This is a genomic window from Microvirga sp. HS2 (assembly GCF_055792805.1).
Genome location: NZ_JBVVAJ010000011.1, coordinates 22,827 through 46,176 on the forward strand (window position 1 = coordinate 22,827; position 23,350 = coordinate 46,176).

Consider the following 23,350-nt stretch of genomic DNA (forward strand, 5'->3'; position numbering starts at 1 on the left):
CCATGGTCAAGCGCCGAAAGAGCCTAGGAGGTAGTTCTTAGGATCCTCTGAGAGGGGCAACAATCAGGCGGCTCACGGTTTAAGCTCCAGGCTAGGGAGCATAAAGATGCGTGCTGTTGCGATTGTTGCCGTGAGCGTTGCTTTTCTTCTGTCCGGAGAGGCCTGGGCGCAGGATGGAAAATCCGCAACGGCGGGCGAGCAGGAGGCCCGATGGGACGCCTGCTATAAGGAAACGAGATTGATTCACCGGACCCGAAACACGTCCCAGGAATCATATCGGGCCATGATCAAGGAGGCACGCAAGCTGCATATGCAGATCTGCATGGCCCGCGCGATCTCTCCTCGTCCGATCGTCTCAGCCGAGATTTCCGAGAAGAAGCGCCCATCCACCATTGCTGGCTGGTCCGCCAATCCTTGAGCTTGACCCGGCGAGATTTCCCCAAGGCCCTGCCATGCCAGGTTGCCAATGGTTTTGAAACTGTATTACCATGATCCTCGCTTCTTCGGCGGCCCTTGCCCGGCATGCGTCCTGATCCTGTTCGGCGATGCGGCCAGCCGATGCGGCCAAGGCGTATCATAAGCCCGTCTCCCGTTACGATGAGGTGGGCAAGACCAAGGGGGGCTCATGAATTCATCCGGTCAGCGTCGCGCCAGCCCTCGCACCAGAACGCTGCTCGAGGGCAGCATCGTTTACAACAATGGCCTCTCCCGCATGGAATGCACGGTCAGGGATCTGTCCGATACCGGCGCGCGACTCGTGTTCGCTCAACCGGTCAGGGTCCCTGCGGAGTTCGAACTGCAGATTCCGAGAAAGAGGATTGCCCGACGCGCCCAGATCATCTGGTATGACGGGCGAAACCACGGGATCATGTTCCTGGACAGCGAGGGAGAAACTGCTGAAGGCGCGCCTGCTCGCAGGCAGACGAGCCGTCCACTTCCGTCCCTCGGCCAGAATGCGTCGAGCGTAGCGGAGATTCTGGACGAGGCCCGTCAGCGGATCGCAGAGCTTCTCGAGATTTCCGCCGATACGATCCAGTTGAAGGTCGAAGTCGCACGCTGAGGAGCAGGTGCGGTTTTCCGGACGAACCGATGCCGCATGCATGCGACAAAGGCACGACTGCTCTTCCGAAATCCGCTCCGCCTGATACACCCGCTGCGCGGTTTGAGAGAAGAAGCATCGGATCGATCCCAAAAGAGGAATCTGCTGTTGGGATCGATGCTCTGGAGCCGTTTTCGCTGAGGTGAGGTCAGCTCCGTTCCTCGCCGTGACACATTGTTCGCAGCGAACAAGATCTATTTCGCCGACAATTACTCTTAGGCCACCATCCATTCGTGATCGGGATCGTTGTGAAACTTCCAGATGCGCTTGGGGCCCGCCATCACGTTCAGATAATAGAGCTCGTAGCCGTGCGGCGCGCCAACGGGGTGATACCCTTTCGGCACGAGCACCACGTCGCCATTGCTTGCCGCCAGCGTCTCGTCGAGCGAGCGGTCATCCGTATAGACGCGCTGCAGCGCGAAACCGCTCGGCGGGTTGAGGCGATGGTAGTAGGTTTCTTCCAACAGCGACTCGTGAGGCAGCATGTCCCGGTCGTGCTTGTGCGGCGGATAGCTCGACCAGTGCCCGGACGGCGTGATCACCTCCACCACCAGCAGGCTTTCCGCCGGCTCGGTTTCAGGCAGGATATTGCGCACGTGACGTGTGTTGGTTCCCTTGCCGCGCGTTTCCTGCCCGACCTGGTCGGGACGGATCACGCGCGCCGGCAGCTTGCCCTCGGCCGGCGCGGTGCAGACGGCGATCTCGCAATCCGTTTCGGCCGTCAGCGACCACTCGGAACGTGCGGGCACATAGAGCGACCACGGATCCGGCTCGAACGGCGAGGAGCGCCCGCCGATCACTCCGAAATCCCGGCCTCCTGCGCCCACATGCGCCTTACCAGAGAGCATGACGACGCACGCTTCCCGGTCTCCCGTCGGCTGCTTCAGGCTCTGCCCGCTTTCGAGCTGGTAGACCTCGAACCCCACATAGGTCCAGCCGGCCGAGGCCGGGGTGATGGAGTGAACGCGCCCGTTCGCATCGGGCTTCGACGGTTTGACGAGAAGCTTTGACATCGCGAGCTTTCCTTATCGCAGGCCGGCTTCCTTGAGGAAGCGGGTGAGATTGGCATAACCCATCTTGGCATAAGTGAGCGGATGGGCCTTCTTCGGATCCTGCTCCGCTTCGATGACGACCCAGCCGTCATAGCCAGGCAGTTCCTTGAACACGGATACGAAATCCACCATGCCGTCGCCGGGGACCGTGTAAACGCCTTCGATGACGGAATCGAGGAAGCTCCAGCCCTCGGCCCGGGACTTCTCCATCACGGCCTTGCGCACGTCCTTCGTGTGCACATGGCTGATGCGGCTGCGATAGCGGCGTGCCAGAGCCGCCGGATCGGCGCCGCCCCAGGTGGCGTGACCCGTGTCGAGCAAAAGGTGGACGGCCTCGCCCGTGGAGCGCATGAAGGCATCGATGTCGGCCTCCGATTCCACGATCGTGCCCATGTGGTGGTGATAAACCACGCGCACGCCCTCCTGCAGGGTGCGCTCGGCTACCTGCGTGATGCGGCGGCCGAACTCGGCCCAATCGCCCTCCTTCATGACAGGGCGCTGCGAGAGCGGCTTCGAGCGGTCGCCGTGAATGGCGTTCGAGGTCTCGGCGAAGACGAGGACGTTCGAGCCCATGCTTTTGAGAAGGTCGAGATGTGGGCGCAGCGCCTTCATCTCCGCGTCGGCGTCGCGTGTGAGGAGTTCGGCGGAATACCAGCCGGACACGCAGGCGAGGCCGAACGGCGCGAGCGCTTTTTGAAGGGCTTCCGGTTCACGCGGAAACTTGTTGCCGAGTTCCATCCCCTCGAAGCCGGCCTCTCTGGCTTCGGCCAGGCACACCTCCAGCGGCGTCTCGCCGCCGAGTTCCGGCATGTCGTCGTTGGACCAGCCGATGGGGTTCGCCCCGATACGGATCGTCATCTGTGGTTATCCTTCTTGTCTGATCAATCACCCACGCGCTGTGCGGCGAGGGCTGTTTCGTAATTCTTGCGGGCCGTCTTCACCTGCTCGCGTGACGAGACTTCCGGCACCGCCACGTCCCACCAATGGCCGCCCTCGTCGGTGGAGACGAGCGGGTCGGTATCGATGACGATCACCGTGCTGCGATCGGCGTTGCGTGCTTGTTTCAGGGCATCCTCCAATTCGGCGATGCTCTTCACCTTCAGCGACTGCGCGCCGAGGCTCGCCGCATGGGCGGCGAAGTCGATGTCGGGCAGGGTGACGTGGTTCGTGTGCTCAAGGAGGTTGTTGAAGCTCTCGCCGCCGGTGGCGCGCTGCAGGCGATTGATGCAGCCATAGCCGCGGTTGTCGAGCAGCACGACGGTGAGCTTCTGTCCCAGCATGACGGAGGTGGCGAGTTCGGAATTCATCATGAGGTAGGAGCCGTCGCCCACCATGACGATCACCTCGCGCGTCGGATCGGCCATCTTCACGCCGATGCCGCCTGCGATCTCGTAGCCCATGCAGGAATAACCGTATTCCATGTGGTAACCGAGGGCGGCGCTCGCCTTCCAGTGCTTGTGCAGTTCTCCCGGAAGACCGCCCGCCGCGCAGACCACCACGTCACTTGGCGCGGAGCTGCGCTGCACGGCTCCGATCACCTGAGCGTCCGAGGGCAGTTCCGCATTCGTCGGATCCGTGAAGCGCGCGGCGATTTCGAACCAGCGGGTCTTTTCCTCGCGGGCCTTCGTGCCCCACGCCTCCGGCGCCTTCCAGGCGCCCAGCGCACGGCTCAGTTCGTCGAGGCCCACACGCGCATCGCAGACGAGGGGCTGCGCGTTGTGCTTCGTGGCGTCGAAGGGCTGTACATTCAGACCTACGATGCGCCGGCTCGGATTCTTGAACAGGGCCCAGGAGCCGGTGGTGAAGTCCTGCAGGCGCGTGCCCACGGCGATGACCACATCGGCTTCCTCCGCGAGCGCATTGGCGGCTCCCGTGCCCGTGACGCCGACCGAGCCGAGATTGGCCTGATGGTCATGAGGAAGGCTCGACTTCCCGGCCTGCGTCTCTCCGACGAAGAGGCCGTGCTTCGTCGCAAAATCCGCAAGCGCCTTCTCCGCGCCCGAATAGAGCACGCCGCCCCCTGCCACGAGGAACGGCTTCTTCGCGTTGCGGATGAGAGCCGCCGCTTCCGCGAGTTCCGAATCGTCCGGCCGGGTGCGGCGGGGTATCCGGATTGTCTCGGCGAAGAAGCTCTCGGGATAATCGTAGGCCTCGGCCTGCGTATCCTGGCAGAGTGCGAGCGTGACGGGCCCGCACTCGGCGGGATCCGTGAGCACGGTCATTGCGCGTTGGAGCGCGGGGATGATCTGCTCGGGCCGCGAGATGCGGTCGAAATAGCGTGAGACCGGCCTGAAGCAGTCGTTGGCCGACACCGTACCGTCCGAGAAACTCTCGATCTGCTGCAGCACCGGGTCGGGCCTGCGGTTGGCGAAGACGTCGCCGGGCAGAAGCAGGACGGGGAGGCGGTTCACGTGGGCGACCGCGGCGGCCGTCACCATGTTCGTCGCGCCGGGGCCGATGGAGGTCGTGCACGCCATCATGCGGCGGCGGCGGGAGGCTTTGGCGAAGGCGATCGCCGCATGCGCCATCCCCTGCTCGTTATGGGCGCGGAAGGTGGGAAGCCTGTCGCGCACGCCGTGCAGCGCCTCGCCCATGCCAGCCACGTTGCCGTGGCCAAAGATGGCCCAGACGCCGCCGAACAGCGGCAGGACTTGTCCGTCGATCTCCGTTTTCTGCGCGGTGAGGAACCGGGCGACGGCTTGCGCCATGGTGAGGCGGATCGTGCTCATGGGCGTTTCTCTCAAAAGGCGCCGGGATCGATCCCGGCAGCGTTCTCAGGTTTTGCGATTCATGAAAAGAGGGCGAAGCCGGCTATCGGCCTCGCCCTTTGACCTAGGCCGCTTTGGCTTGGCTCGACACGCGCTGCCAGGCATCGACGAGGCGCTGGAAGCGGCTCGCCATATCAGCGATGGCGGCCTCGTCCGAGATCTCGCCCTTCAGCCAGCGGCGCGCGGCGTCGTTGAAGAGGGTCCTTCCGACAGCGAAACCCTTTACCTGCGGTTCGCTTGCGGCAGCAGCGAAGGCTGCCTCCAGCTCGTCTTCCGGCGCTTCGAGGCCGAGCAGCACGATGCCGCGGCAGTAGGCGTCGTTTTTCGTGATCACCTCGCCGACAGCGCGCCAAGCCGCCTTGTCCTGCTGCGGTTCGAGTTTCCACCAATCCGGTTTGATGCCGAGAGCGTAGAGATGCTGGACGATTCCCGCGACGGTGTCGGCTTTCAGCGGTCCGTGCTTGCCTGCGATGATCTCGATCAGAAGCTCGCGACCGATGCGGCGCGCCGCATCATGAATGCGCAGCAGCTCGCGTTCCTGGCGTGCTTTGAGGTCCGGCAGGTCGTCCGGATGGTAGAAGCACAGGCATTTGATGGTGTGGCCCACGGGCCATTCCACGAGCTTCGCGCCGATGCTGCCGCCGCTCTCGAAATCGAGTGGGCGCGAGCCCGGCATCTCCACAGGGCGGCCGATCCAGAACGGATGGTCGGCAGCACGGAACAGGGCTTCGCGACCGTAGGTTCCGTCGATCAGCATGCCGAAGCCAGGGCGTCCGTCGGCCACCTTCGCTGCAGCGCGTACGGCCAGCACTTTGAAGTCTGGAATGCGGTGGATGGGAGCGCCGACTTCATTCGCTATCGCTTCCAGCTGCATGCGGTGGTCGATGGCGAACGCCATGAGCGTATCGTCTTGGGGCCGACGCGTCGTCGCCCAATGAATGTGGTTGATCGTCTCGTCGAAGCGCAGCGCCTTGTGGCGGCTGCCTTCCTTGAGGAAGTGCTGCAGCTCGGGGAATGTCGGGATCTCGGGCGAACAGAGCAGTCGCGAAACCGCGAAGGCGCCGCTCGCATTGGCGTAGGCGCAGCAGGTCTCCAGCGTCTCGCCCTTGAGCCAACCGCGCAGGAACCCGGACAGGAAGGCATCGCCAGCCCCCAGCACATTGTAAACCTCGACCGGAAAGCCCGGACCCTTCACGCCATCGTCGAGCGAGGCCGGAATGTCGCCGGGAAAGACCACGCAGCCCATCGGTCCGCGCTTGCAGACGATGGTGGCTTGCGAGATCGCGCGGATCGCGCGGATCGCTTCGAGCGTGTTTTCAGAGCCACCTGCGATGTGCAGCTCTTCTTCCGTGCCGACGATGAGATCGCAATCGGCGAGGATCGGCTTGAGATGCTCGGTGACCGCGTCGGAACGCACGTAGCGGGACTCGCCCGCGCCGTGGCCGAGGAGGCCCCAGAGATTGGGCCGGTAGTCCACGTCGAACACCACCTTGCGGCCATTCGCCTTGGCGATGCGGATCGCTTTCTTCTGCGCGGCGGCCGTGCCCTCCCGCGAGAAATGCGTGCCGGTGACGACAACCGCAGCAGCAGATGCCACGAATGTTTCGTCGATGTCGTCCTCTGTCAGCGCCATGTCGGCGCAGTTGTCGCGATAGAAAATGAGCGGGAAGGAGTCCTCGTCCCGTACGCCGAGGATCACGAGGGCCGTCAGGCGCTGCTCGTCGGTGACGATGCCTCGGGTCGAGACGCCCTCCCGCTCCATCTGCTCACGGATGAAGCGGCCCATGGCCTCGTTGCCGACACGGGTGATCAGGCCCGACTTCAGCCCGAGCCGAGCGGTCCCGATGGCGATATTCGCCGGGCACCCCCCGACTGCCTTCGAGAAGGACGCCATATCCTCCAATCGGCCGCCGACCTGCTGGCCATAAAGATCAACCGAGGCGCGGCCGATGGTGATCACGTCCAAGGTCGGGGTCATGGTATTCCTCCCAGGGAGCGGGCCTTTTCGGAAGGCCGATCAGGGCTGCATTCTGGCCCTTGCAGTTGTAGAATGTTTATTCTACTAGCATCTCACGTCGGAATATCAATTCCAAATTTGCCGATAGCCGGCAAAGGACACCGGGGGAAACATGATCAGGATCGCCGTTTTGGGCGCTGGCCGCATCGGTCGCATTCACGGGCGCAACGCCGCCAGTCATCCCGACGCTCGCCTCGTGGCAGTCGCCGATCCGCATGCGCCCTCCGCGCAAGAGCTGGCGGCGGCGACCGGGGCGGAAGTTTCGTCCCTCGACGAAATCGTCGAGCGCTCTGACGTGGACGCCATTCTCATCTGTACGCCGACCACGACGCATGCCGATCTCATCGAGCGCGGCGCCAAGGCTGGCAAGGCTGTGTTCTGCGAGAAGCCCGTCGATCTTTCGAGCGCCCGCATCGAAACCTGCCTTGCTGCCGTCGACAAGGCCGGCATTCCGCTGATGATCGGTTTCAACCGCCGCTTCGATCCCAATTTCGCATCCCTGCGCCGCCGCCTGGCCGATGGTGAGGTGGGCGAGGTGGAGCTCGTGACGATCCTCTCCCGCGATCCCGGCCCGCCGCCGGTGAGCTATATCAAGACGTCCGGCGGCCTGTTCCGGGACATGATGATCCACGACCTCGACATGGCGCGCTTCCTCCTGCTCGGCGACGAGCCCGTGGAGGTGCACGCCGTCGGCTCATCCCTGGTGGATCCGGCCATCGGCGAGGCCGGCGACGTGGATACGGCGGCCGTCATGCTGAAAACGGCCAAGGGCCGCATCGTGCAGATTTCCAACTCCCGCCGCGCCACTTACGGCTACGACCAGCGCATCGAGGTGCATGGTTCGAAAGGCATGATCCGCGCAGGCAACATTCACCGGACGACGGTGGAAGTGGCGAATGGCGGCGGCATCACGGCCGATCCGGTTCAGGATTTCTTCCTGGAGCGCTATGCGGAAGCCTATCGCGACGAGCTCGCTACGTTCCTGAATGCGATCCGCGACGGCAGGCCCTGCAACCCGACCGGCCATGACGGGCTCATGGCCCAACGCCTGGCGGACGCGGCGACCGAGTCGGCGCAGAGCGGAAAGCCGGTGAAGCTGTAATCACGCTTTCTCCTGCCCGCCGGCATCTGCTTATTTCGTCATCACCGGCCTTGTGCCGGTGATCTCGTTTTGTGAGGCGCTATGCCTTTCTTGTCGAGATGGCCGGGACGCGCCCGGCCCTGATCTGCCGATTATCGCTCCGCCCGCTTCTCCGCCGTGCCGACGGCGAGCGCCATGGCCAGCGCAAACGAAGCGGAGAGGGAGCGGAACGCGCCGAAGTCGGCTTCGGCCACCTCCAGCCAGACATCGGCGCTCGCCACCAGCGGGCTGAAGGCTGAATCCGTGATCGCCACCACGGGAATATTGCTGCGGGCGGCGGCAGCCGCGAGATCGGCGGTCACTGGCGCGTAGGGCGTAAAGCTTATGGCGAGAATCGCGTCGCGTTCCGTCGCCGTACCCAGCTGCTCAGGGCCGAGCTGCCCCACATGATCGATCAGAATGGTGCGGATGCCGAGCTTGCTGAAGGCATAGGCGCAATAAGCCGCGATGGGAAAGACCCGCCGCGCGCCGAGAAGATAGATCGTGTCGGCCTTCGCGAGGGTCTCGATGGCGCGGGAAAGCTCCTCCGGGCGCACCGAGTCGCGCATCTTCTCGAGAGAAATCGAGGCCGCGCTGGTGAACCCTTCCAGCAGAGAGACGGCATGGACGTGGTCGCCTTCCAGGTCACGCAGCACCTTCAGCCGCTCGCGATAGTCGGGAAAGCGCTCTCTCAAACGGCCGCGGAAGATCTGCTGCAGGTGGGAGAAGCCGTCATAACCGAGGCTCTTGGCGAAGCGTACGAGGGTCGAAGGCTGGACGCCCGCACGCTCGGCGATACCGGCCACCGTGCCGAAAGCGACCTCCTCAGGGTGGTCCATGGCGAAGGCGGCCAACTGCTTGAGCCGCTTCGGCATCGCTTCGCGGCGGCTGACCAGTAGAGCCCGCAAACCTTCATAATCGCCAGGTGCTTCCGTAGCGGTATCGGCCTCGATCATTCTTTTTTCGGTCTCCATACGTGCTACTCTGGTTCAAGTCGGACCTTGACACTGATCATTGGTAAATGGAATGAATATTCCACCGTATAAACAAAAAGGCCCTGGCGTTCCATTGAAATGGACGACCGGAGCGGCAGAGGAAGCGGCATAGAAGAGGGTGATTCGGTGTCCGAGTCATGTGTTGATCCTCTGCGGACTCGTGCACGGCATGACGGCCGTTGCCTTCGCCGTAACCGGAACCTTCGGTTGCGGTACGCGAAAGAGAACCCTTTTTAGGGAGGAACCACATGAAGTCGTTCGTTACCGGTCTCGTTGCAGCCGCAGCCTTGACCGTTGCCGCGGCGGTCCCCGTATCCGCGCAGCAGAACAACCGCATCATCGTCGTCAGCCACGGCCAGGCCAATGATCCGTTCTGGTCGGTGGTGAAGAACGGTGTCGCCGAGGCCGGCAAGGACATGAATGTCCAGGTCGATTACCGCGCGCCCGAAACCTTCGACATGGTCGCCATGAGCCAGCTCATCGACGCGGCCGTGAACCAGAAGCCTGCGGGCCTCGTCGTCTCGATTCCAGATGCGTCGGCGCTCGGCCCGTCGATTCAGAAGGCCGTCGCCGCCGGAATTCCCGTGATTTCCATGAATTCCGGCTCCGACGTGTCGAAGAAGCTCGGCGCATTGCTCCATGTGGGGCAGGACGAGGTCGAGGCCGGACGCATTGCCGGTGCCAAGCTCAAGGAGATGGGCGGCAAGGTCGGGATCTGCGTCAACCAGGAGGTCGGCAACGTATCGCTCGACCTGCGCTGCAAGGGCTTCACCGAAGGCTTCGGCGGCAAGGTCACGGTTCTGCCGGTCTCGAACGACCCGACCGACGTGCGCGCCAAGGTGAAGGCGGCGCTCGCGGCCGACGGCTCGGTCGACACCGTTCTGGCGCTGGGTGCCGGTACGGCGGGCGAGCCGACAGTTGCGGCCGTCAAGGATGCCGGCAAGACCGGCGCCGTCCGCGTCGCCACCTTCGATCTGTCCGCTGGCTTCCTGAAATCCGTCGCTTCGGGCGAGGCGGTCTTCGCCATCGACCAGCAGCAATACCTGCAGGGCTACCTGCCGGTGGTCTTCCTGGCGCTCAACGCGAAATACGGTCTGATGCCGGGCGGCAACGTGCCATCAGGCCCGAACCTGATCACGAAAGAAAAGGCCAATCAGGTCATCGAGCTGTCCGCGAAGGGAATTCGCTAAGCCCTTACGAAGCCCGCGATCGCAACGGATCGCGGGCTTCTTCTCTTATACGGTATTCCCAAAGGGGAGGCTCTCATGGTGAACACCACCCAGCCGACCGCCGATATGTCTCCGGCTCCCGCCGTCAAGCAGATCCAGGACGAGCGTCTGAAAGAGGTCTCCTTTCTCACGAAGATCATGCGCCGTCCGGAGCTCGGCGCCTTGGCCGGGCTGATCCTGGTCGCGATCTTCTTTCTCTCCACCGCCGATTCCTCGATGTTCACGCTGGCTGGCGTGATGAACATTCTTTCGCCAGCATCGCAGCTCGGCATTCTCGCCATCGCGGCGGCGCTGCTCATGATCGGCGGCGAGTTCGATCTCTCCATCGGCTCCATGGTCGCTTTTACGGGTCTCGTCTTCGGATCCTTCATCACGCTGACCGGATGGCCGCTTCTCCTGGCGATCGTGGCCACCTTCGTGGTGGCGGCCGTTCTCGGCGGCCTGAACGGGCAGATCGTCATTCGCACGCGGTTGCCATCCTTCATCGTCACCCTGGCCTTCCTGTTCATCCTGCGCGGTCTGTCCCTCGTCGGGCTGAAATGGGCGACGGGCGGCTCCACGCAGATGCGCGGGATCGGCGCGTCGGCAAACGAGGATTGGGTTCGCGAGATCTTCTCAGGGAACGCCCTGGAGGGTCTGTTCGCCTGGCTGGCCGCAAACGACCTCATCGCCAAGTTCCCGAACGGGACTCCGACCGTCACCGGCGTTCCAGTGTCCATTCTCTGGTTCATCGGATTTGCGCTCGTCGCCACCTGGGTCCTGCTGCGCACGCGGGCCGGCAACTGGATCTTCGCGGCGGGCGGCGACGCCAATGCGGCGCGCAATTCCGGCGTGCCGGTCGACCGCGTGAAGACCGGGCTCTTCATGCTCACCGCCTGCGCTGCGGCATTGGTTGCCATCCTCACCGTTCTCGATGCGGGGTCGACGGATGCGCGGCGCGGCTTTCAGAAGGAATTCGAGGCGATCATCGCGGCGGTGATCGGCGGCTGCCTGCTCACGGGCGGCTACGGCTCGGCCATCGGTGCCTTCTTCGGCGCCATCATCTTCGGTATGGTCTCGATCGGCCTCACCTATACCCGCTTCGACTCGGACTGGTTCCAGGTGTTTCTCGGGGCCATGCTGCTGCTGGCGGTTCTCTTCAACAACTTCATCCGCCGCAAGGTGACGGGAGAGCGCTGATGGACATGGCTGCCACGAACGTCCCGCTGATCGAGATCCGCAATCTCGTCAAGCATTTCGGTTCCGTGATCGCGCTGTCCGGCGTGTCGCTGTCTGTCCATCGCGGCGAAGTGATGTGCCTCCTCGGGGACAACGGCGCCGGCAAGTCGACTCTCATCAAGACGCTGTCCGGGGTTCACAAGCCGACCTCGGGCGAGTTCCTGGTGGAGGGACAGCATGTCACCTTCAGCAGCCCGCGCGATGCGCTCGATGCAGGCATCGCCACGGTCTACCAGGACCTAGCGATGATCCCGCTCATGTCGGTGACGCGCAACTTCTTCATGGGCCGGGAGCCCGTGAAAGGCTTTTTCCCTTTCCGTTACGTGGATTTTGACCATTGCGATGCGGTGACCCGCGAGGAAATGCGCAAAATCGGCATCGATGTGCGTGATCCGCATCAGGCCGTCGGCACGCTCTCCGGCGGCGAGCGCCAATGCGTGGCGATTGCCCGCGCCGTTTATTTCGGCGCCAAGGTGCTGATTCTCGACGAGCCGACCTCGGCGCTCGGCGTGGCTCAGACCTCCATGGTGCTGAAATACATCCATCAGGTGCGCCAGAAAGGTCTCGGCGTGATCTTCATCACCCACAACGTGCGCCACGCCTATGCCGTGGGCGACCGCTTCACCGTGCTCAACCGCGGCAAGACGCTTGGCACCTACGCCAAGTCCGACATCGCCATCGACGAACTGCAGAATTTGATGGCGGGCGGAAAGGAACTGCAGGCGGTGTCGGAGGAGCTGGGCGGGATGGTTTAGGAGCTACCGTTGTGGCCGGATGACGGCAGACCTTCATCGGGACAGACTTCAGGGGCAGGTGATGTTTCCCGACGTTCTTTGAAGACGACGATCTTACTGAAGATCGACTGATAGATCTGAAGTCCACGGAGTTCACCGACGGAGAGCCAAACCACATAAGCCAGCAAGCAAACGAAGGCCAAGCCGACAGCGATGATGTCGCCCTTCCAGGCGCCGTACGCTCCAAGGATTACGATCGGTCCCAGGGCAGACGCATGCCTACCCAGCCGGTTTCCTGCAGTTCCGCGCCAGGAGGCGAAACCGACGATGATCGACCATTCCTCCGGTGAAAACTCCAAATCCCGCTTTGCGTCATCGTGCATGGATAACCGGTCCTCTGTTTGGCGCGAGTGATTGTAATTGTATTGCATCAACAAGGCCGTGTCACCTGCACCCTCGAAGAAGTTCTCAAGGAAGGACGCTATGAGTTCATTGAAGGTTGGCCTCATCGGCACGGGCTACATGGGAAAGTGTCATGCATTGGCCTGGAACGCTGTGGCCCCCGTGTTCGGCGATGTTCCTCGCCCGCGCCTTGCGATGCTGGCCGAGGCCTCGCAGGATCTTGCGGAGAGGAAGGCACGAGAACTCGGTTTCGAGCGCGCGACCGGCGATTGGCGCACCCTCGTGAGCGATCCCGACATTGACGTGGTGTCGATCACGACGCCCAACGCCTTCCACCCCGACATGGCGATTGCGGCGCTGGAAGCCGGCAAGCATGTGTGGTGCGAAAAGCCCATGGCCGTGAGGCTCGCCGACGCCGAGCGCATGCTCGTTGCGGCGCGCGCGTCCGGCAGGGTCGCGGCGCTGGGCTACAACTACATCCAGAACCCGGTCATGTGCCTGATCCGCCGCATCCTCGACGAAGGGCAGATCGGAGAGGTGAATCACGTGCGCCTCGAAATGGACGAGGACTTCATGGCCGATCCCGAGGATCTCTTCTCCTGGAAGAGCGAAGCCTCGTCGGGCCATGGCGCTCTCGATGATTTCGCCGTCCACCCTTTGAGCCTTCTCTGGATGCTTCTGGGAAGCGTCCGGCGTGTGTGCGGCCATATGGCGAAGCCTTACCCGGACCGCCCCGTGCGGGACGGCGAGCGCCGCGCCGTTGAAACCTATGACATCGCGACCGTGCTGATGGAGATGGACAGCGGCGCATCGGGATTGATTGCGGTCAACCGTTCCGCCTGGGGCCGCAAGGGCCGCATCGCCCTCCAGCTTTTCGGCTCGAAAGGCACCATCGCCTATGATCAGGAGCGAATGAACGAGGTGCAGCTCTACGCAGCTGACGGCGCGAAGGAGACGCAAGGTTTCCGCACCATCCTCGCCGGTCCCTGGCACCCGCCCTATGACAGGTTCATTCCCGCCCCCGGGCATGGCCTCGGCTTCAATGACCTGAAGGTCATCGAGTGCCGCGAACTGATCCGGCGCATCGCGGGCGAGCAGGCGCATCTCATTACGTTCGAGGACGGCATCCGCATCGAACGCACGGTCGATGCGATGGCGAAGAGCGCCCATGAGGGACGCTGGGTGGAGGTGGAAACCTCATCGTCATGAGAGGGCTTGTCCCGGTGGCCCATGTCTCTGATCGCGTTCCGACGTGGAAGGCCGGATCAAGACCGGCCATGACGGAAGGAATCCTTAAGCCGCGTGCGCCTTCAGCACCTCGAGAAACGCATCCGCATAGCGGTCGAGCTTGGCTTGGCCGACGCCGTGGACCTCGCCGAAACCATGCACGGTCGTGGGGCGCTTGGCCGCCATGTCGATGAGGCTGCGGTCGGAGAAGATCACATAGGCCGGGACGCCCTCTTCCTTGGCGAGGCGTGTCCGCAGCGCCTTGAGATTGAGAAGCAGCGGATCGTCGGAAGGAACGATGGCTTCCGCCTCGATCCGCGAGCGCCGGCGGCGACGGTCGGCGGGCTTCATGAGAACGTCCGAGCGCAGCTCGATCGGCTCCTGACCTTTCAGGACCGCGATTCCCTTATCAGTGAGCGTCCAGCGGCCGTATTCGGCAAGCTCCAGGCTCACGAGGCCGGCGGCATAGATCTGGCGCAGGAGCGAGCGCCATTCGTTCTTCGAGCGATCCTTGCCGACGCCGAAGGTTTTCAGCTTGTCGTGGCCGAAGCGGAGAACGGCTTCCGTCTCGTCGCCCACGAGAATGTTGATGAGATGCTCAGTGCCGAAGCGCTCGCCGGTACGCACGATGGCCGAGAGAATCTTTTGGGCCTCGATGGTGCCGTCGAAGGACATGACGCCGTCGATGCACAGGTCGCAATTGCCGCAAGGTTCGGTGCTCTCGCCGAAATAGGCGAGCAGGGTTTGGCGGCGGCAGCGCGGCGCCTCGCACAGGGCCACAAGCGCATTGAGCCGCTGGAGTTCGACCCGCTTCTGCTCGCCCGCCGCGTCGCTCTGCTCGATCTGCAGGCGGCGCAGGCGCATGTCGTCGAGGCCGTAGAGGGTCAGCGTGTCGGCGGGCGCTCCGTCGCGTCCAGCGCGGCCGATCTCCTGGTAATAGGCCTCGATGGATTTCGGCAGGGCCGCGTGCGCCACGAAGCGCACGTCCGGCTTGTCGATGCCCATGCCGAAGGCGACGGTGGCGACCATGACCACCCCGTCTTCCTGCAGGAAGATGTCCTGGTTCTTGGCTCGCTCGGCCTGATGCATGCCGGCGTGATAGGGAAGCGCCCGGTAGCCCGCCTGGCTCAAGGAGTCGGCGAGGCGTTCCGTGGCATCGCGGGACGAGCAATAGACGATGCCGCTCTCATGCCGGTGCTTGTCGAGAAACGAGAAGAGCTGGCGTCGCGCATGTTCCTTCGCCTGCATGGCGAGCCGCAGGTTCGGGCGGTCGAAGCCGTGGATGAAGAGGCGCGGCTCCTCCTCGAACAGGCGATGCATGATGTCGCCGCGAGTCGCGACGTCCGCGGTGGCGGTGAGCGCAATGGTCTGCACATTGCCGAGACGGCGCCGTACATCGCCCAGCATAGCGTATTCGGGGCGGAAATCGTGCCCCCATTGCGAGACGCAATGGGCTTCGTCGATGGCGAGCAGGTTCACGCCGGAGCGGCCGAGCCATTCGGTCGTGCCCGTATTCGCCAGCCGTTCGGGAGACGCGTAGAGAACGCGCATGCGGCGGTCGCGCACCGCATCGACCACGCGGCGGTTCTCCTCCGGGTCGTTGGCGGAGTTGAGGCTTCCTGCCTCGACGCCGAAATGGCGCAAGGCCGCAACCTGATCGCGCATGAGGGCGATCAGCGGCGAGACCACGACGGTCAGGCCTTCCCGCGCCAGGGTCGGGAGCTGGTAGCACAGGGACTTGCCCGCTCCGGTCGGCATGATGGCGAGCACGTCCTCGCCGGCCAGCACGGCGCGCACGATCTCCTCCTGTCCTTCGCGGAAGGAGGGGAAGCCGAACACGTCATGGAGAATCTTGCGCGGGTCGATCACGAGTGCCGTGTGGCCGAGGATGGCCCCAAGGTCAATGCGGCATCGGGAATCTGAAGGAGCCTCAGGGCGCCTCGGGCAGCGGCAAGCCCAGTGGCGAAGGTGGCCTGGAGCAGGTAGCCGCCGGTCGGGGCCTCCCAGTCCAGCATCTCGCCGGCCACGAAAACGCCCGGCAGGCGCTTGAGCATGAGATGGTCGTCCACCTCGCTGAAAGGGATCCCGCCCGCCGTTGAAATGGCCCGTTCCAGGGATTTCGTCCCGGTTAGCGTGAGCGGTAGGGCCTTGATGAGACGGGCCAGGGCCTCCGGGGCCACGGACAGTTCGGGCGCCGCTTCGCGAAGCAGGGCGATCGCCGGAGGGCTCAGGCCGCCTGCCTTGCGCAGGAAGGTGGAGGCGGATTGGCCCTTGCGGGGGCCGCTCAGGCGTTGCGTCAGGGCATCCACGGAAAGATCGGGCCGAAGATCGAGAAGCAGCGTGGCGCTGCCCTGCCGCTCGATGGCATTGCGCAGGCGGCCCGACAGAGCGTAGATCGCGCCGCCTTCGATGCCGTCCGCCGTGATGACGGCCTCGCCTTTCACCGTCACGCCCCCGAAGGTCAGGGCAATGCGCTTCAGGGGCTCGCCCTGGAAGCGGCTGCGCATGATCTCGGACCAGGGGAGGGTGAAGCCCATATTGGCCGGCCGTAGGGGGGCAATGGCGATCATCTTGTCCTTGAGGATGCCCGTCCAGGAGCCGTCGGATCCGAGCCGGGGCCAACTGGATCCGCCCAGGGCGAGAACCGTGACGTCGGGTTTGTCCCTCACCGTCCCGCCTTCGGCATCGGTGAAGACCAGGGCGCCGTCCGCGTCCCAGCCCTGCCATGTGTGGCGCAGGGCGAAGCGTACGCCGAGACCTTCCAGCCGCGCCAGCCAGGCGCGGAGCAGGGGAGAGGCCTTGAAGGCCTTCGGGAAGACCCGTCCGCTCGAGCCCACGAAGGTTTCCTGGCCCAAGCCCTCGCACCAGGCCCTCAGGTCGGCAGGGCTGAAGGCCTCGATCAGGGGCTTCAGGACCGGTTCGGCTTCGGCATAGCGTGTGGCGAAGCGATCCAAGCCTTCGGAATGGGTGAGATTCAGACCGCCCCGCCCCGCCATGAGGAGCTTGCGCCCGACGGAGGGCATCCGATCGTAGACGGTCACGGCAATGCCGGCGCCCGCAAGGGTTTCCGCCGCGATCAGGCCGGCAGGACCGCCGCCAACGATGGCGGCCCGAAGGGAGGAAGGGGGAGGGAGCATGCGGTCAGCTGACGCGGAAAGGAGGATGGGAACCGTCTGGACCCTTGCGCTGCAGCGTGGCATTCAGCGCATTGGGCTGTCGCCTTGCACATGACTGCCAAGAGATCTTTTTTCAAGAGGAGCGGCGCCTCAAGCCGCCTCAAGGGGAATATCGATGCGTGTTCTTTCGTTTTGCGCCCTGCTGACCCTGGCGCTTGCGGGCTGCGCCGGCGATATGTCGCTGACGGGTGGGGATGCCGTTCTCGCGAGCTCCACCAACGATGCGGCTGCGGCAGCGAGAATCATTTCCGCCTACCGCGTCTCCAAGGGCCTGAGCCCTGTGACCGTCGATTCAAGGCTCAACGAGGCGGCGGAATACCAGGCCCGGGTGGTGGCTGCCGCAGGCAAGCTGAGTCACGGCAATTTCGCGAGCCGCATGGATAAGTTCGGAGTCATGGGTTACGCGGCCGAGAACCTTTCCGCAGGTTCCGATACGGTCGATGGCGCCGTCGACCGCTGGAAGGCCTCGCCCGGCCATAACGTCAACCTGCTGATGCCCGAGGCCCGCAAGATCGGCCTCGCCCGTGCGGACGCCAACAACCGCTATGGCCGTTATTGGGCTCTCGTGCTCGGGCAATGAGGGAAGGGCACAAAGAAGGTCGCTCGCGCGTTAGAGGCACGGTTCCCTCATTCACGTACCCCCTATGACCCATCAGCAAATGCTCTCCTTCGCCATCGTCGCCGGGATGATGGCGCTCTTCGTCTGGGGGCGTTTCCGATACGACCTTGTCGCCGTGATGTCGCTGCTGGTCGCGGTGCTCGTGGGTATCGTGCCGGCCGATAAGGCCTTCTCGGGGTTCAGCGACGATATCGTGATCATCGTCGCCAGCGCTCTTCTGGTCAGCGCGGCGGTGGCGAAATCCGGTGTGCTCGAGGTCGCTCTCAACCGGGCCGCGCCCTATTTGCGCAGTGAGCAGAGCCAGGTCGTCGTGCTGGTCGCCACGGTGACGGTCCTGTCCGCCTTCGTGAAGAACATCGGCGCATTGGCGATGATGATCCCCGTCGCATTCCAGATCGCGCGGCGGACCAACACGCTGCCTTCCAGCTTTCTCATGCCCATGGCCTTCGGCTCTCTCCTGGGGGGCATCGTCACGCTCGTGGGAACCTCTCCCAACATCATCGTGTCGCGCGTGCGGGGTGAACTGCTGGGCCAGCCTTTCGGTATGTTCGACTTCACGCCGGTCGGTGTCGGGATCGCGGTGGCGGGCGTGGTGTTTCTCGCCTTCGGCTACCGCCTTCTGCCGAAAGGCCGCAAGGGCGCGGCGTCGTTGGACGAGGCGCTCAACATCAAGGACTATATTACGGAAGCGCGGGTCACTGCCGAATCCGATGTGGTGGGGCAGACGGTCGCCGATCTCCACAAGCTCGCCAACGGCGAAGTGAAGGTGGCCGCCATCATCCGCAATGAAACCCGCAGCTCTAGCCCATTGCCGGACGTGACGCTCCGCGAGAACGATCTTCTCATGCTGGAGGGTGAGTCAGAGGCGCTTGAAAGCGCCGTGGCGCGGGCCGGTCTCAAGCTCAGTCGTGAGCATCACCTGCCCGAAGTCGAAGAGGCGACGGATGAGATCGGCGTGATTGAGGCAATCGTCGGGCCGAGTTCGGTGCTCGCCGGCCTCTCCGCCGGACGCATCGGCCTCTTTGAACGCTTTGGCGTGAACTTGATCGCGGTGAGCCGCAGCGGCGAGCGGTTCAAGGAGCGGCTACGGACCATCACCCTGCGGGCCGGCGACGTGCTCGTGCTTCAAGGCAACCTCAAGAAGCTGCCGGACACCTTGCGCGATCTCGGATGCCTTCCGCTCGCCGAGCGTGAGATCCGTCTCGGCAATGCCCGCCGCAGCGTCCTGCCGGTTGCCATCCTCGGCGTGACGATGGTTCTCGTCGCCTTCAACGTGCTGCCCGTTTCCATCGCCTTCTTCGGCGCGGGCGTTCTGCTCGTCCTCTTCGGTTCGCTCACTCTGCGCGAGGCTTACGAGACCATCGAGTGGCCGATCATCGTCATGCTCGGCGCACTCATCCCGGTCAGCGAATCCATTCGCACGACCGGCGGCACGGATCTGATCGCGGGCTGGCTGTCATCGGTGGCAAGCATGCTGCCCCCGACCGGAGCGCTCGTGCTCATCATGGTCGCAGCCATGGCGGTGACGCCGTTCCTCAACAACGCGGCGACCGTGCTCGTGATGGCGCCCATCGCCGCCAGCTTCGCAACGCAGCTCGGGTTCAGGCCCGATGCATTCCTGATGGCGGTCGCCATCGGCGCCGCCTGTGATTTCCTCACTCCCATCGGGCATCAGTGCAATACCCTCGTGATGGGTCCGGGCGGCTATCGCTTCGGCGATTACTGGCGCCTCGGTCTGCCGCTCTCGATCATCGTCGTCGTCGTGGGAACGCCTCTCATCATGGTCTTCTGGCCGCTGCGCTAGAGCATCGGACCCAAAAGTGGACCTGCACTTTTGGGATTTATCCGATGCTCCACTCTTTAGATCAGCGCATCGTTCATGCGGAAAACCGGGTCCACTTTTCCGCACGATGCGCTAGTGCGCTGCTGGTGCGGACAGATGGCTGCAGTCAGCGAAGAACGGCAGTGAGAAGCAGGGTGGTGCCGGCGGCGGAAGAGGCCAGGGCGATGATCATGGACCAGCAATGCAGCCGGTTCCTTTCCGCCTGGTTGAGCAGCGGGCGGATGCGCGAATCCGAGCGGCCGAAGATGAAGCTGGCACTGCGCTCGGGTTGAGGCGTATGGGGCATGATGCAGAAGCTCGACCGCACATGGCCGCGCGCCTGGCCATAGCGATGGTCGCCGGCGCTGTAGGACGGGTGGTGTGAGGTCTGCGAGTTCATATGCCTGAGGCTTCCAGGGACGCGTGATGCCCTAAACTCCACCGAAGGCGTGAACGAGCGGTAAAGACCCGGAACAACTCACATCTTTCGTGAATCAAATCTTTCCGCCTCCTCATGCCGGTGCGCGGACCGGCAAGGATATGCCATCACAGGAATCGGGTCGCGGAGCATCCCGGATCGTGCCATGAGGAGGCGTTCTCACTCGGAAAACGCTTTATGTCTCAAGCTCCTGTTCAGAAAACCATCGCGGCCTCGGATTGGGCGCTGCTCGGACTTCTCTCCGTCATCTGGGGAGGGTCGTTCCTGTTCATTGGCGTAGCGGTCCGGGAGTTGCCGCCGCTGATCATCGTGGCGATGCGGGTGCTGCTCGCGGCTCTGGCGTTGCAGATCGTGCTGCGGGTCATGGGCCTGCGCCTGCCCCGGAAGCGTCAGGCCTGGGCCGCCTTCTTCGGGATGGGAATCCTCAACAACGTCATTCCCTTCAGCCTGATCGTCTGGGGGCAGGGCCATATCGCGAGCGGCCTGGCGTCGATCCTCAACGCCACGACGCCGCTCTTCACCGTCATCGTGGCGCATTACTTCACGAATGACGAGCGGCTGACGGGGGCCCGCCTGGGCGGCGTCATCATCGGCTTCGTCGGTGTTGCGGTCATGATTGGATCCGCCGTGTTCACGTCGCTGAACGCCAATGTGCTGGCGCAGCTCGCCGTCCTGGGGGCTGCCCTCTCATACGCGTTTTCGGGCGTTTTCGGCCGTCGCTTCAAGACGTTGGGGATTGCACCCCTGACAGCGGCCGCAGGGCAGGTGACGGCTTCGAGCATCATTCTTCTGCCCGTGAGCCTTGTCGTCGACCGGCCCTGGACATTGCCCATGCCGAGCGCGGCGACCGTTATGGCCGTTTTGGCGCTTGCACTGGTCTCGACGGCTGTCGCCTATCTCATCTTCTTCCGCCTGCTCGCGCGGGCGGGGGCCACGAATGTGGGCCTCGTGACGTTCCTCATTCCGGTCAGCGCCATTCTGTTCGGGGTTTTGATTCTGGGCGAGACGCTGGAATGGCGGCACATGGCAGGCATGGTGCTGATCGCGGCGGGCCTCATGCTGATCGATGGGCGGCCCTTGGCCGCGATCGGCAGAATGCTCAGCGTGAAGGAGCCGGCTCCGCGCGGAAACGGTTGAACATCATGTCCGGCGCACTCGTGTTGTGGCGGGAGGGAACGAGGCGCCCCATCCAGGCGTCGGTCGCCATCGCGTCCCGGAACGTCATGATCATGTCTTCCCGCCAGGAGCGGGCCTTGTCTTCACGCACGGCGATGCGCGCCACATCCGCGTTGAATTCAGTCACGTACATGGACCGCAGCGTGGCGAAAGGCACGGTCGAAATCGCCTGATCGAAGCTCACGTCGAGGGTCATGCGTTCTTCGTCGAGATCTGCGATCGCGACATGGGCCTTGCCACCCTTGGCGAGGGTGAGGGTAAAGCGCATGGTCTCAGGGTCGAAGGCCACGTCCTTCAGGTTCACCACGGGACGCTGATCGAACTCCACCGGGCCGACGATGAAGGACGAGCCATAGGCCGTCCAATCGAGATGCTGCGGCGGCAGCGGCTTGATGCGCCAATAGCCGTCGCCCGGGTACATGGCGATGACCTCCTCCGCCTTTCCCTTGTGCTTTTTCAGGAGCTGGAGCAGGTGGATGTTGCGGGATACCTTGTTGCCGATCGTGACAGTGACCTCGGTGGGCCGCCAGAAATCGCTGAAGGTCAGCCCCATGATGCGCAGATTCCCATCCTCGTAGAGCGTATGCATCACAGGGTGCGGCTTCGTGGAGGTCTCTTCGGAGATGTCCTCGCAGGCCGTCCAATCCGGCTCCCACCGGTCCTGGCGAAGGCTGCCCATATAGGCCGGGTGCGCGGCCTCGATCCGGAAGCTCTTCACCTCGGGCGAGGCGAAGTTGATGGCAATGTTGTCCTTTTCCGCGCAGAGCACCGGTTCGCTGGTATTCGTCACCTCGACGGCTCGGCCGTCAAGGCTGGCGGCCTGTGCCGTCGGGGCGAGGCCCAGGAAGCCAAAGGCGAAAAGCCGGAGGGTGAATGCACGCGTCATCAAACCGTCTCGAAAATGGTCCAAGCCGAATCCGTCGCACAGATAGCCCGGCTGACTGCCCTCGTCGAGCGGGCTGTTGATAGAGCATATCAGCCATCCTATCTGCGGGATTAGGGAGTGCGGCACGCCTGTGATAAGGTGCCCGGAAGCATCAGCTTGGCCTTAGACAGCCGGTTGATCCTCAAAACCCCCATCATGAGAAGGGCCTTTCCCTGAGTTCAGCGATGATGCGCCTCGTTTTAAGCCTGTCCGACAATCCCGCAGCGACCTCCGTCGAGCGGGCGATCATGGAATTCCGCAGCGCCCGACCGGTCGTGATCGATGGCCTCGAGGGCAGCGCGCTCGTGGTCGGAGTCGAGGATCTGGACGAGGACCGCAGCGCAGAGATCGAGGCTCTGGCTGGCGGCCATGCTCACTTGGTCCTTCCGGCGGCCCGGCTGCGCCGGTTGGGGCTCGAGCGGGATGTGCCCGGGCGCGTTGCCCTGCCTGTCGTCGAGCGGAAGCGGATCGAGGCCCTTTCCCTCAGCCTTGAAGGGCGCATCGACGCCCCGGTTCGGCCTGCCGACGTTCTGGACGAAGAAGCGCTGGAGCTGGCCCGCTTGTCCCTGGTTCTACCTGCCGTGATCGTGGTGCCTCTCTCGGCAGGGATCGAGATCGATCGGACCCTGGTCCGGGTCTCGGGCGAGGCCGTCCGCGATTACCGCCGGGCCAAGGCCGCCGATCTTTCGATCGTCAGCCGGGCCCCTGTGCCGCTCGAAGGGGCCCCCACCAGTGAGTTCGTCGTCTTCCGCGGCGGCGAGGGCCTGCGGGATCAGGTGGCGATCATCGTCGGAAAGCCGGACCTTTCGAAGCCCGTGACCGTGCGGCTCCATTCCGCCTGCCTGACGGGCGATCTTTTCGGCAGCCTCAAATGCGATTGTGGCGACCAATTGCGGGAAACGGTACGTTTCATGGCCGAACACGAGGGCGGCGTGCTGCTTTACCTCGATCAGGAAGGGCGCGGGAACGGCATCGCCAACAAGATCCGCGCCTACAGGCTCCAGTCCCAGGGCTATGACACCTACGAGGCCGACGAGGTCCTCGGCTTCGAGGCCGACCAGCGTCGCTTCGACTTTGCCGCCGTCATGCTGAAGAAGCTCGGTGTGAACACGGTGCGGCTGATGACCAATAACCCGGAGAAGATCCGGGCGCTGTCAGAGGCGGGCCTACAGGTGATTTCCGATCACCGTGTGCTCGGCCGCCCGACGGCGGAAAATGTGAGCTACCTCGCCGCCAAGCGGGATCGCGCAGGCCATTTCATCGATCTCGAAGGGCTGCTCGCCTGCTCCAACAAGGATTGATCGAGGCCGCGAACGCCAAGATTCCCCTTAA

The 23,350-nt window shown here is 63.8% G+C and carries 21 protein-coding genes; 11 read left to right on the plus strand and 10 right to left on the minus strand.

Translation table 11 applies throughout. The features are described from left to right. Nucleotides 1–106: 106 nt before the first annotated feature. Together ACS5Q0_RS11955 and ACS5Q0_RS11960 are read left to right on the plus strand one after the other, a co-directional pair. The gene (locus ACS5Q0_RS11955; RefSeq protein ID WP_473126855.1) at nt 107–418 is read left to right on the plus strand and encodes a hypothetical protein; all 312 of its coding nucleotides are present in this window, start codon (nt 107–109) and stop codon (nt 416–418) included. A 207-nt stretch (nt 419–625) separates the two neighbouring features. Further along, the gene (locus tag ACS5Q0_RS11960) at nt 626–1,060 is read left to right on the plus strand and encodes a PilZ domain-containing protein (RefSeq protein WP_473126856.1); all 435 of its coding nucleotides are present in this window, start codon (nt 626–628) and stop codon (nt 1,058–1,060) included. Nucleotides 1,061–1,314: 254 nt separating this feature from the next. Here the strand turns inward: ACS5Q0_RS11960 and iolB are convergent, their stop codons facing one another. The 4 genes from iolB to ACS5Q0_RS11980 form a co-directional block, all read right to left on the minus strand. Further along, complete coding sequence (iolB, locus tag ACS5Q0_RS11965) at nt 1,315–2,112, minus strand: 5-deoxy-glucuronate isomerase (RefSeq protein ID WP_473126857.1); 798 nt, start codon at nt 2,110–2,112, stop codon at nt 1,315–1,317. 12 nt (nt 2,113–2,124) lie between these two features. Further along, nucleotides 2,125–3,009 (minus strand): myo-inosose-2 dehydratase, encoded by an 885-nt coding sequence (gene iolE / locus ACS5Q0_RS11970; protein WP_473126858.1) that lies wholly within the window; start codon nt 3,007–3,009, stop codon nt 2,125–2,127. Nucleotides 3,010–3,032: 23 nt separating this feature from the next. After that, a complete protein-coding gene (gene iolD, locus ACS5Q0_RS11975) occupies nt 3,033–4,880 on the minus strand; it encodes a 3D-(3,5/4)-trihydroxycyclohexane-1,2-dione acylhydrolase (decyclizing) (RefSeq protein WP_473126859.1) in 1,848 nt (615 codons plus the stop codon). A gap of 103 nt (nt 4,881–4,983) precedes the next feature. Next, nucleotides 4,984–6,897, minus strand: a complete 1,914-nt coding sequence (locus ACS5Q0_RS11980; protein ID WP_473126860.1) for a bifunctional 5-dehydro-2-deoxygluconokinase/5-dehydro-2-deoxyphosphogluconate aldolase — start codon at nt 6,895–6,897, stop codon at nt 4,984–4,986. A 151-nt stretch (nt 6,898–7,048) separates the two neighbouring features. Here ACS5Q0_RS11980 and iolG point away from each other — a divergent pair, with 151 nt between their 5' ends. Continuing rightward, nucleotides 7,049–8,038 (plus strand): inositol 2-dehydrogenase, encoded by a 990-nt coding sequence (iolG, locus tag ACS5Q0_RS11985; RefSeq protein ID WP_473126861.1) that lies wholly within the window; start codon nt 7,049–7,051, stop codon nt 8,036–8,038. A 131-nt stretch (nt 8,039–8,169) separates the two neighbouring features. Here iolG and ACS5Q0_RS11990 read toward each other — a convergent pair whose 3' ends face one another. Then, a complete protein-coding gene (locus ACS5Q0_RS11990; protein WP_473126862.1) occupies nt 8,170–9,012 on the minus strand; it encodes a MurR/RpiR family transcriptional regulator in 843 nt (280 codons plus the stop codon). 287 nt (nt 9,013–9,299) lie between these two features. Between ACS5Q0_RS11990 and ACS5Q0_RS11995 the strand changes: the two genes are divergently transcribed. The 3 genes from ACS5Q0_RS11995 to ACS5Q0_RS12005 all read left to right on the plus strand — a co-directional run bounded on the left by ACS5Q0_RS11995 (nt 9,300) and on the right by ACS5Q0_RS12005 (nt 12,253). After that, nucleotides 9,300–10,241 carry a sugar ABC transporter substrate-binding protein gene (locus tag ACS5Q0_RS11995; protein ID WP_473126863.1) on the plus strand — a complete coding sequence of 314 codons (942 nt, stop codon included), beginning with the start codon at nt 9,300–9,302 and terminating at the stop codon, nt 10,239–10,241. A 105-nt stretch (nt 10,242–10,346) separates the two neighbouring features. Beyond that, nucleotides 10,347–11,459: an ABC transporter permease gene (locus tag ACS5Q0_RS12000; RefSeq protein ID WP_473126974.1), complete on the plus strand. Its 1,113-nt coding sequence runs from the start codon at nt 10,347–10,349 to the stop codon at nt 11,457–11,459. Between the two features lie 5 nt (nt 11,460–11,464). After that, the gene (locus tag ACS5Q0_RS12005; protein WP_473126975.1) at nt 11,465–12,253 is read left to right on the plus strand and encodes an ATP-binding cassette domain-containing protein; all 789 of its coding nucleotides are present in this window, start codon (nt 11,465–11,467) and stop codon (nt 12,251–12,253) included. On the opposite strand, the gene ACS5Q0_RS12010 is transcribed toward ACS5Q0_RS12005, so the two are convergent. Further along, nucleotides 12,250–12,615 (minus strand): hypothetical protein, encoded by a 366-nt coding sequence (locus ACS5Q0_RS12010; RefSeq protein ID WP_473126864.1) that lies wholly within the window; start codon nt 12,613–12,615, stop codon nt 12,250–12,252. The two genes, ACS5Q0_RS12005 and ACS5Q0_RS12010, sit on opposite strands and share 4 nt — an antisense overlap. Before the next feature lie 100 nt (nt 12,616–12,715). On the opposite strand from ACS5Q0_RS12010, the gene ACS5Q0_RS12015 reads away from it, so the two are divergent. Then, nucleotides 12,716–13,843, plus strand: coding sequence for a Gfo/Idh/MocA family protein (locus ACS5Q0_RS12015; RefSeq protein ID WP_473126865.1), 1,128 nt, complete (start codon nt 12,716–12,718; stop codon nt 13,841–13,843). Between the two features lie 84 nt (nt 13,844–13,927). On the opposite strand, the gene recQ is transcribed toward ACS5Q0_RS12015, so the two are convergent. Beyond that, nucleotides 13,928–15,730, minus strand: a complete 1,803-nt coding sequence (gene recQ, locus ACS5Q0_RS12020) for a DNA helicase RecQ (RefSeq protein ID WP_473126866.1) — start codon at nt 15,728–15,730, stop codon at nt 13,928–13,930. Beyond that, on the minus strand, nt 15,727–16,998 hold the full coding sequence (locus ACS5Q0_RS12025) for a BaiN/RdsA family NAD(P)/FAD-dependent oxidoreductase (protein WP_473126867.1): 1,272 nt from the start codon (nt 16,996–16,998) through the stop codon (nt 15,727–15,729). The genes recQ and ACS5Q0_RS12025 overlap by 4 nt, the downstream gene beginning before the upstream one ends. A 154-nt stretch (nt 16,999–17,152) precedes the next feature. Here ACS5Q0_RS12025 and ACS5Q0_RS12030 point away from each other — a divergent pair, with 154 nt between their 5' ends. Continuing rightward, nucleotides 17,153–17,617, plus strand: coding sequence for a CAP domain-containing protein (locus ACS5Q0_RS12030; RefSeq protein WP_473126868.1), 465 nt, complete (start codon nt 17,153–17,155; stop codon nt 17,615–17,617). A gap of 64 nt (nt 17,618–17,681) precedes the next feature. Next, nucleotides 17,682–19,460, plus strand: coding sequence for an SLC13 family permease (locus ACS5Q0_RS12035; RefSeq protein ID WP_473126869.1), 1,779 nt, complete (start codon nt 17,682–17,684; stop codon nt 19,458–19,460). Nucleotides 19,461–19,605: 145 nt separating this feature from the next. Here ACS5Q0_RS12035 and ACS5Q0_RS12040 read toward each other — a convergent pair whose 3' ends face one another. Beyond that, entirely contained in the window at nt 19,606–19,878 is a 273-nt protein-coding gene (locus ACS5Q0_RS12040; RefSeq protein ID WP_473126870.1) for a hypothetical protein, read from the minus strand. A gap of 216 nt (nt 19,879–20,094) precedes the next feature. Between ACS5Q0_RS12040 and ACS5Q0_RS12045 the strand changes: the two genes are divergently transcribed. After that, nucleotides 20,095–21,054: a DMT family transporter gene (locus tag ACS5Q0_RS12045; RefSeq protein ID WP_473126871.1), complete on the plus strand. Its 960-nt coding sequence runs from the start codon at nt 20,095–20,097 to the stop codon at nt 21,052–21,054. Here ACS5Q0_RS12045 and ACS5Q0_RS12050 read toward each other — a convergent pair. After that, nucleotides 21,017–21,979, minus strand: a complete 963-nt coding sequence (locus ACS5Q0_RS12050) for a hypothetical protein (protein WP_473126872.1) — start codon at nt 21,977–21,979, stop codon at nt 21,017–21,019. The genes ACS5Q0_RS12045 and ACS5Q0_RS12050 overlap by 38 nt on opposite strands. Nucleotides 21,980–22,206: 227 nt before the next feature. Here ACS5Q0_RS12050 and ribA point away from each other — a divergent pair, with 227 nt between their 5' ends. Beyond that, entirely contained in the window at nt 22,207–23,319 is a 1,113-nt protein-coding gene (ribA, locus tag ACS5Q0_RS12055; RefSeq protein WP_473126976.1) for a GTP cyclohydrolase II RibA, read from the plus strand. Nucleotides 23,320–23,350 lie beyond the last annotated feature (31 nt).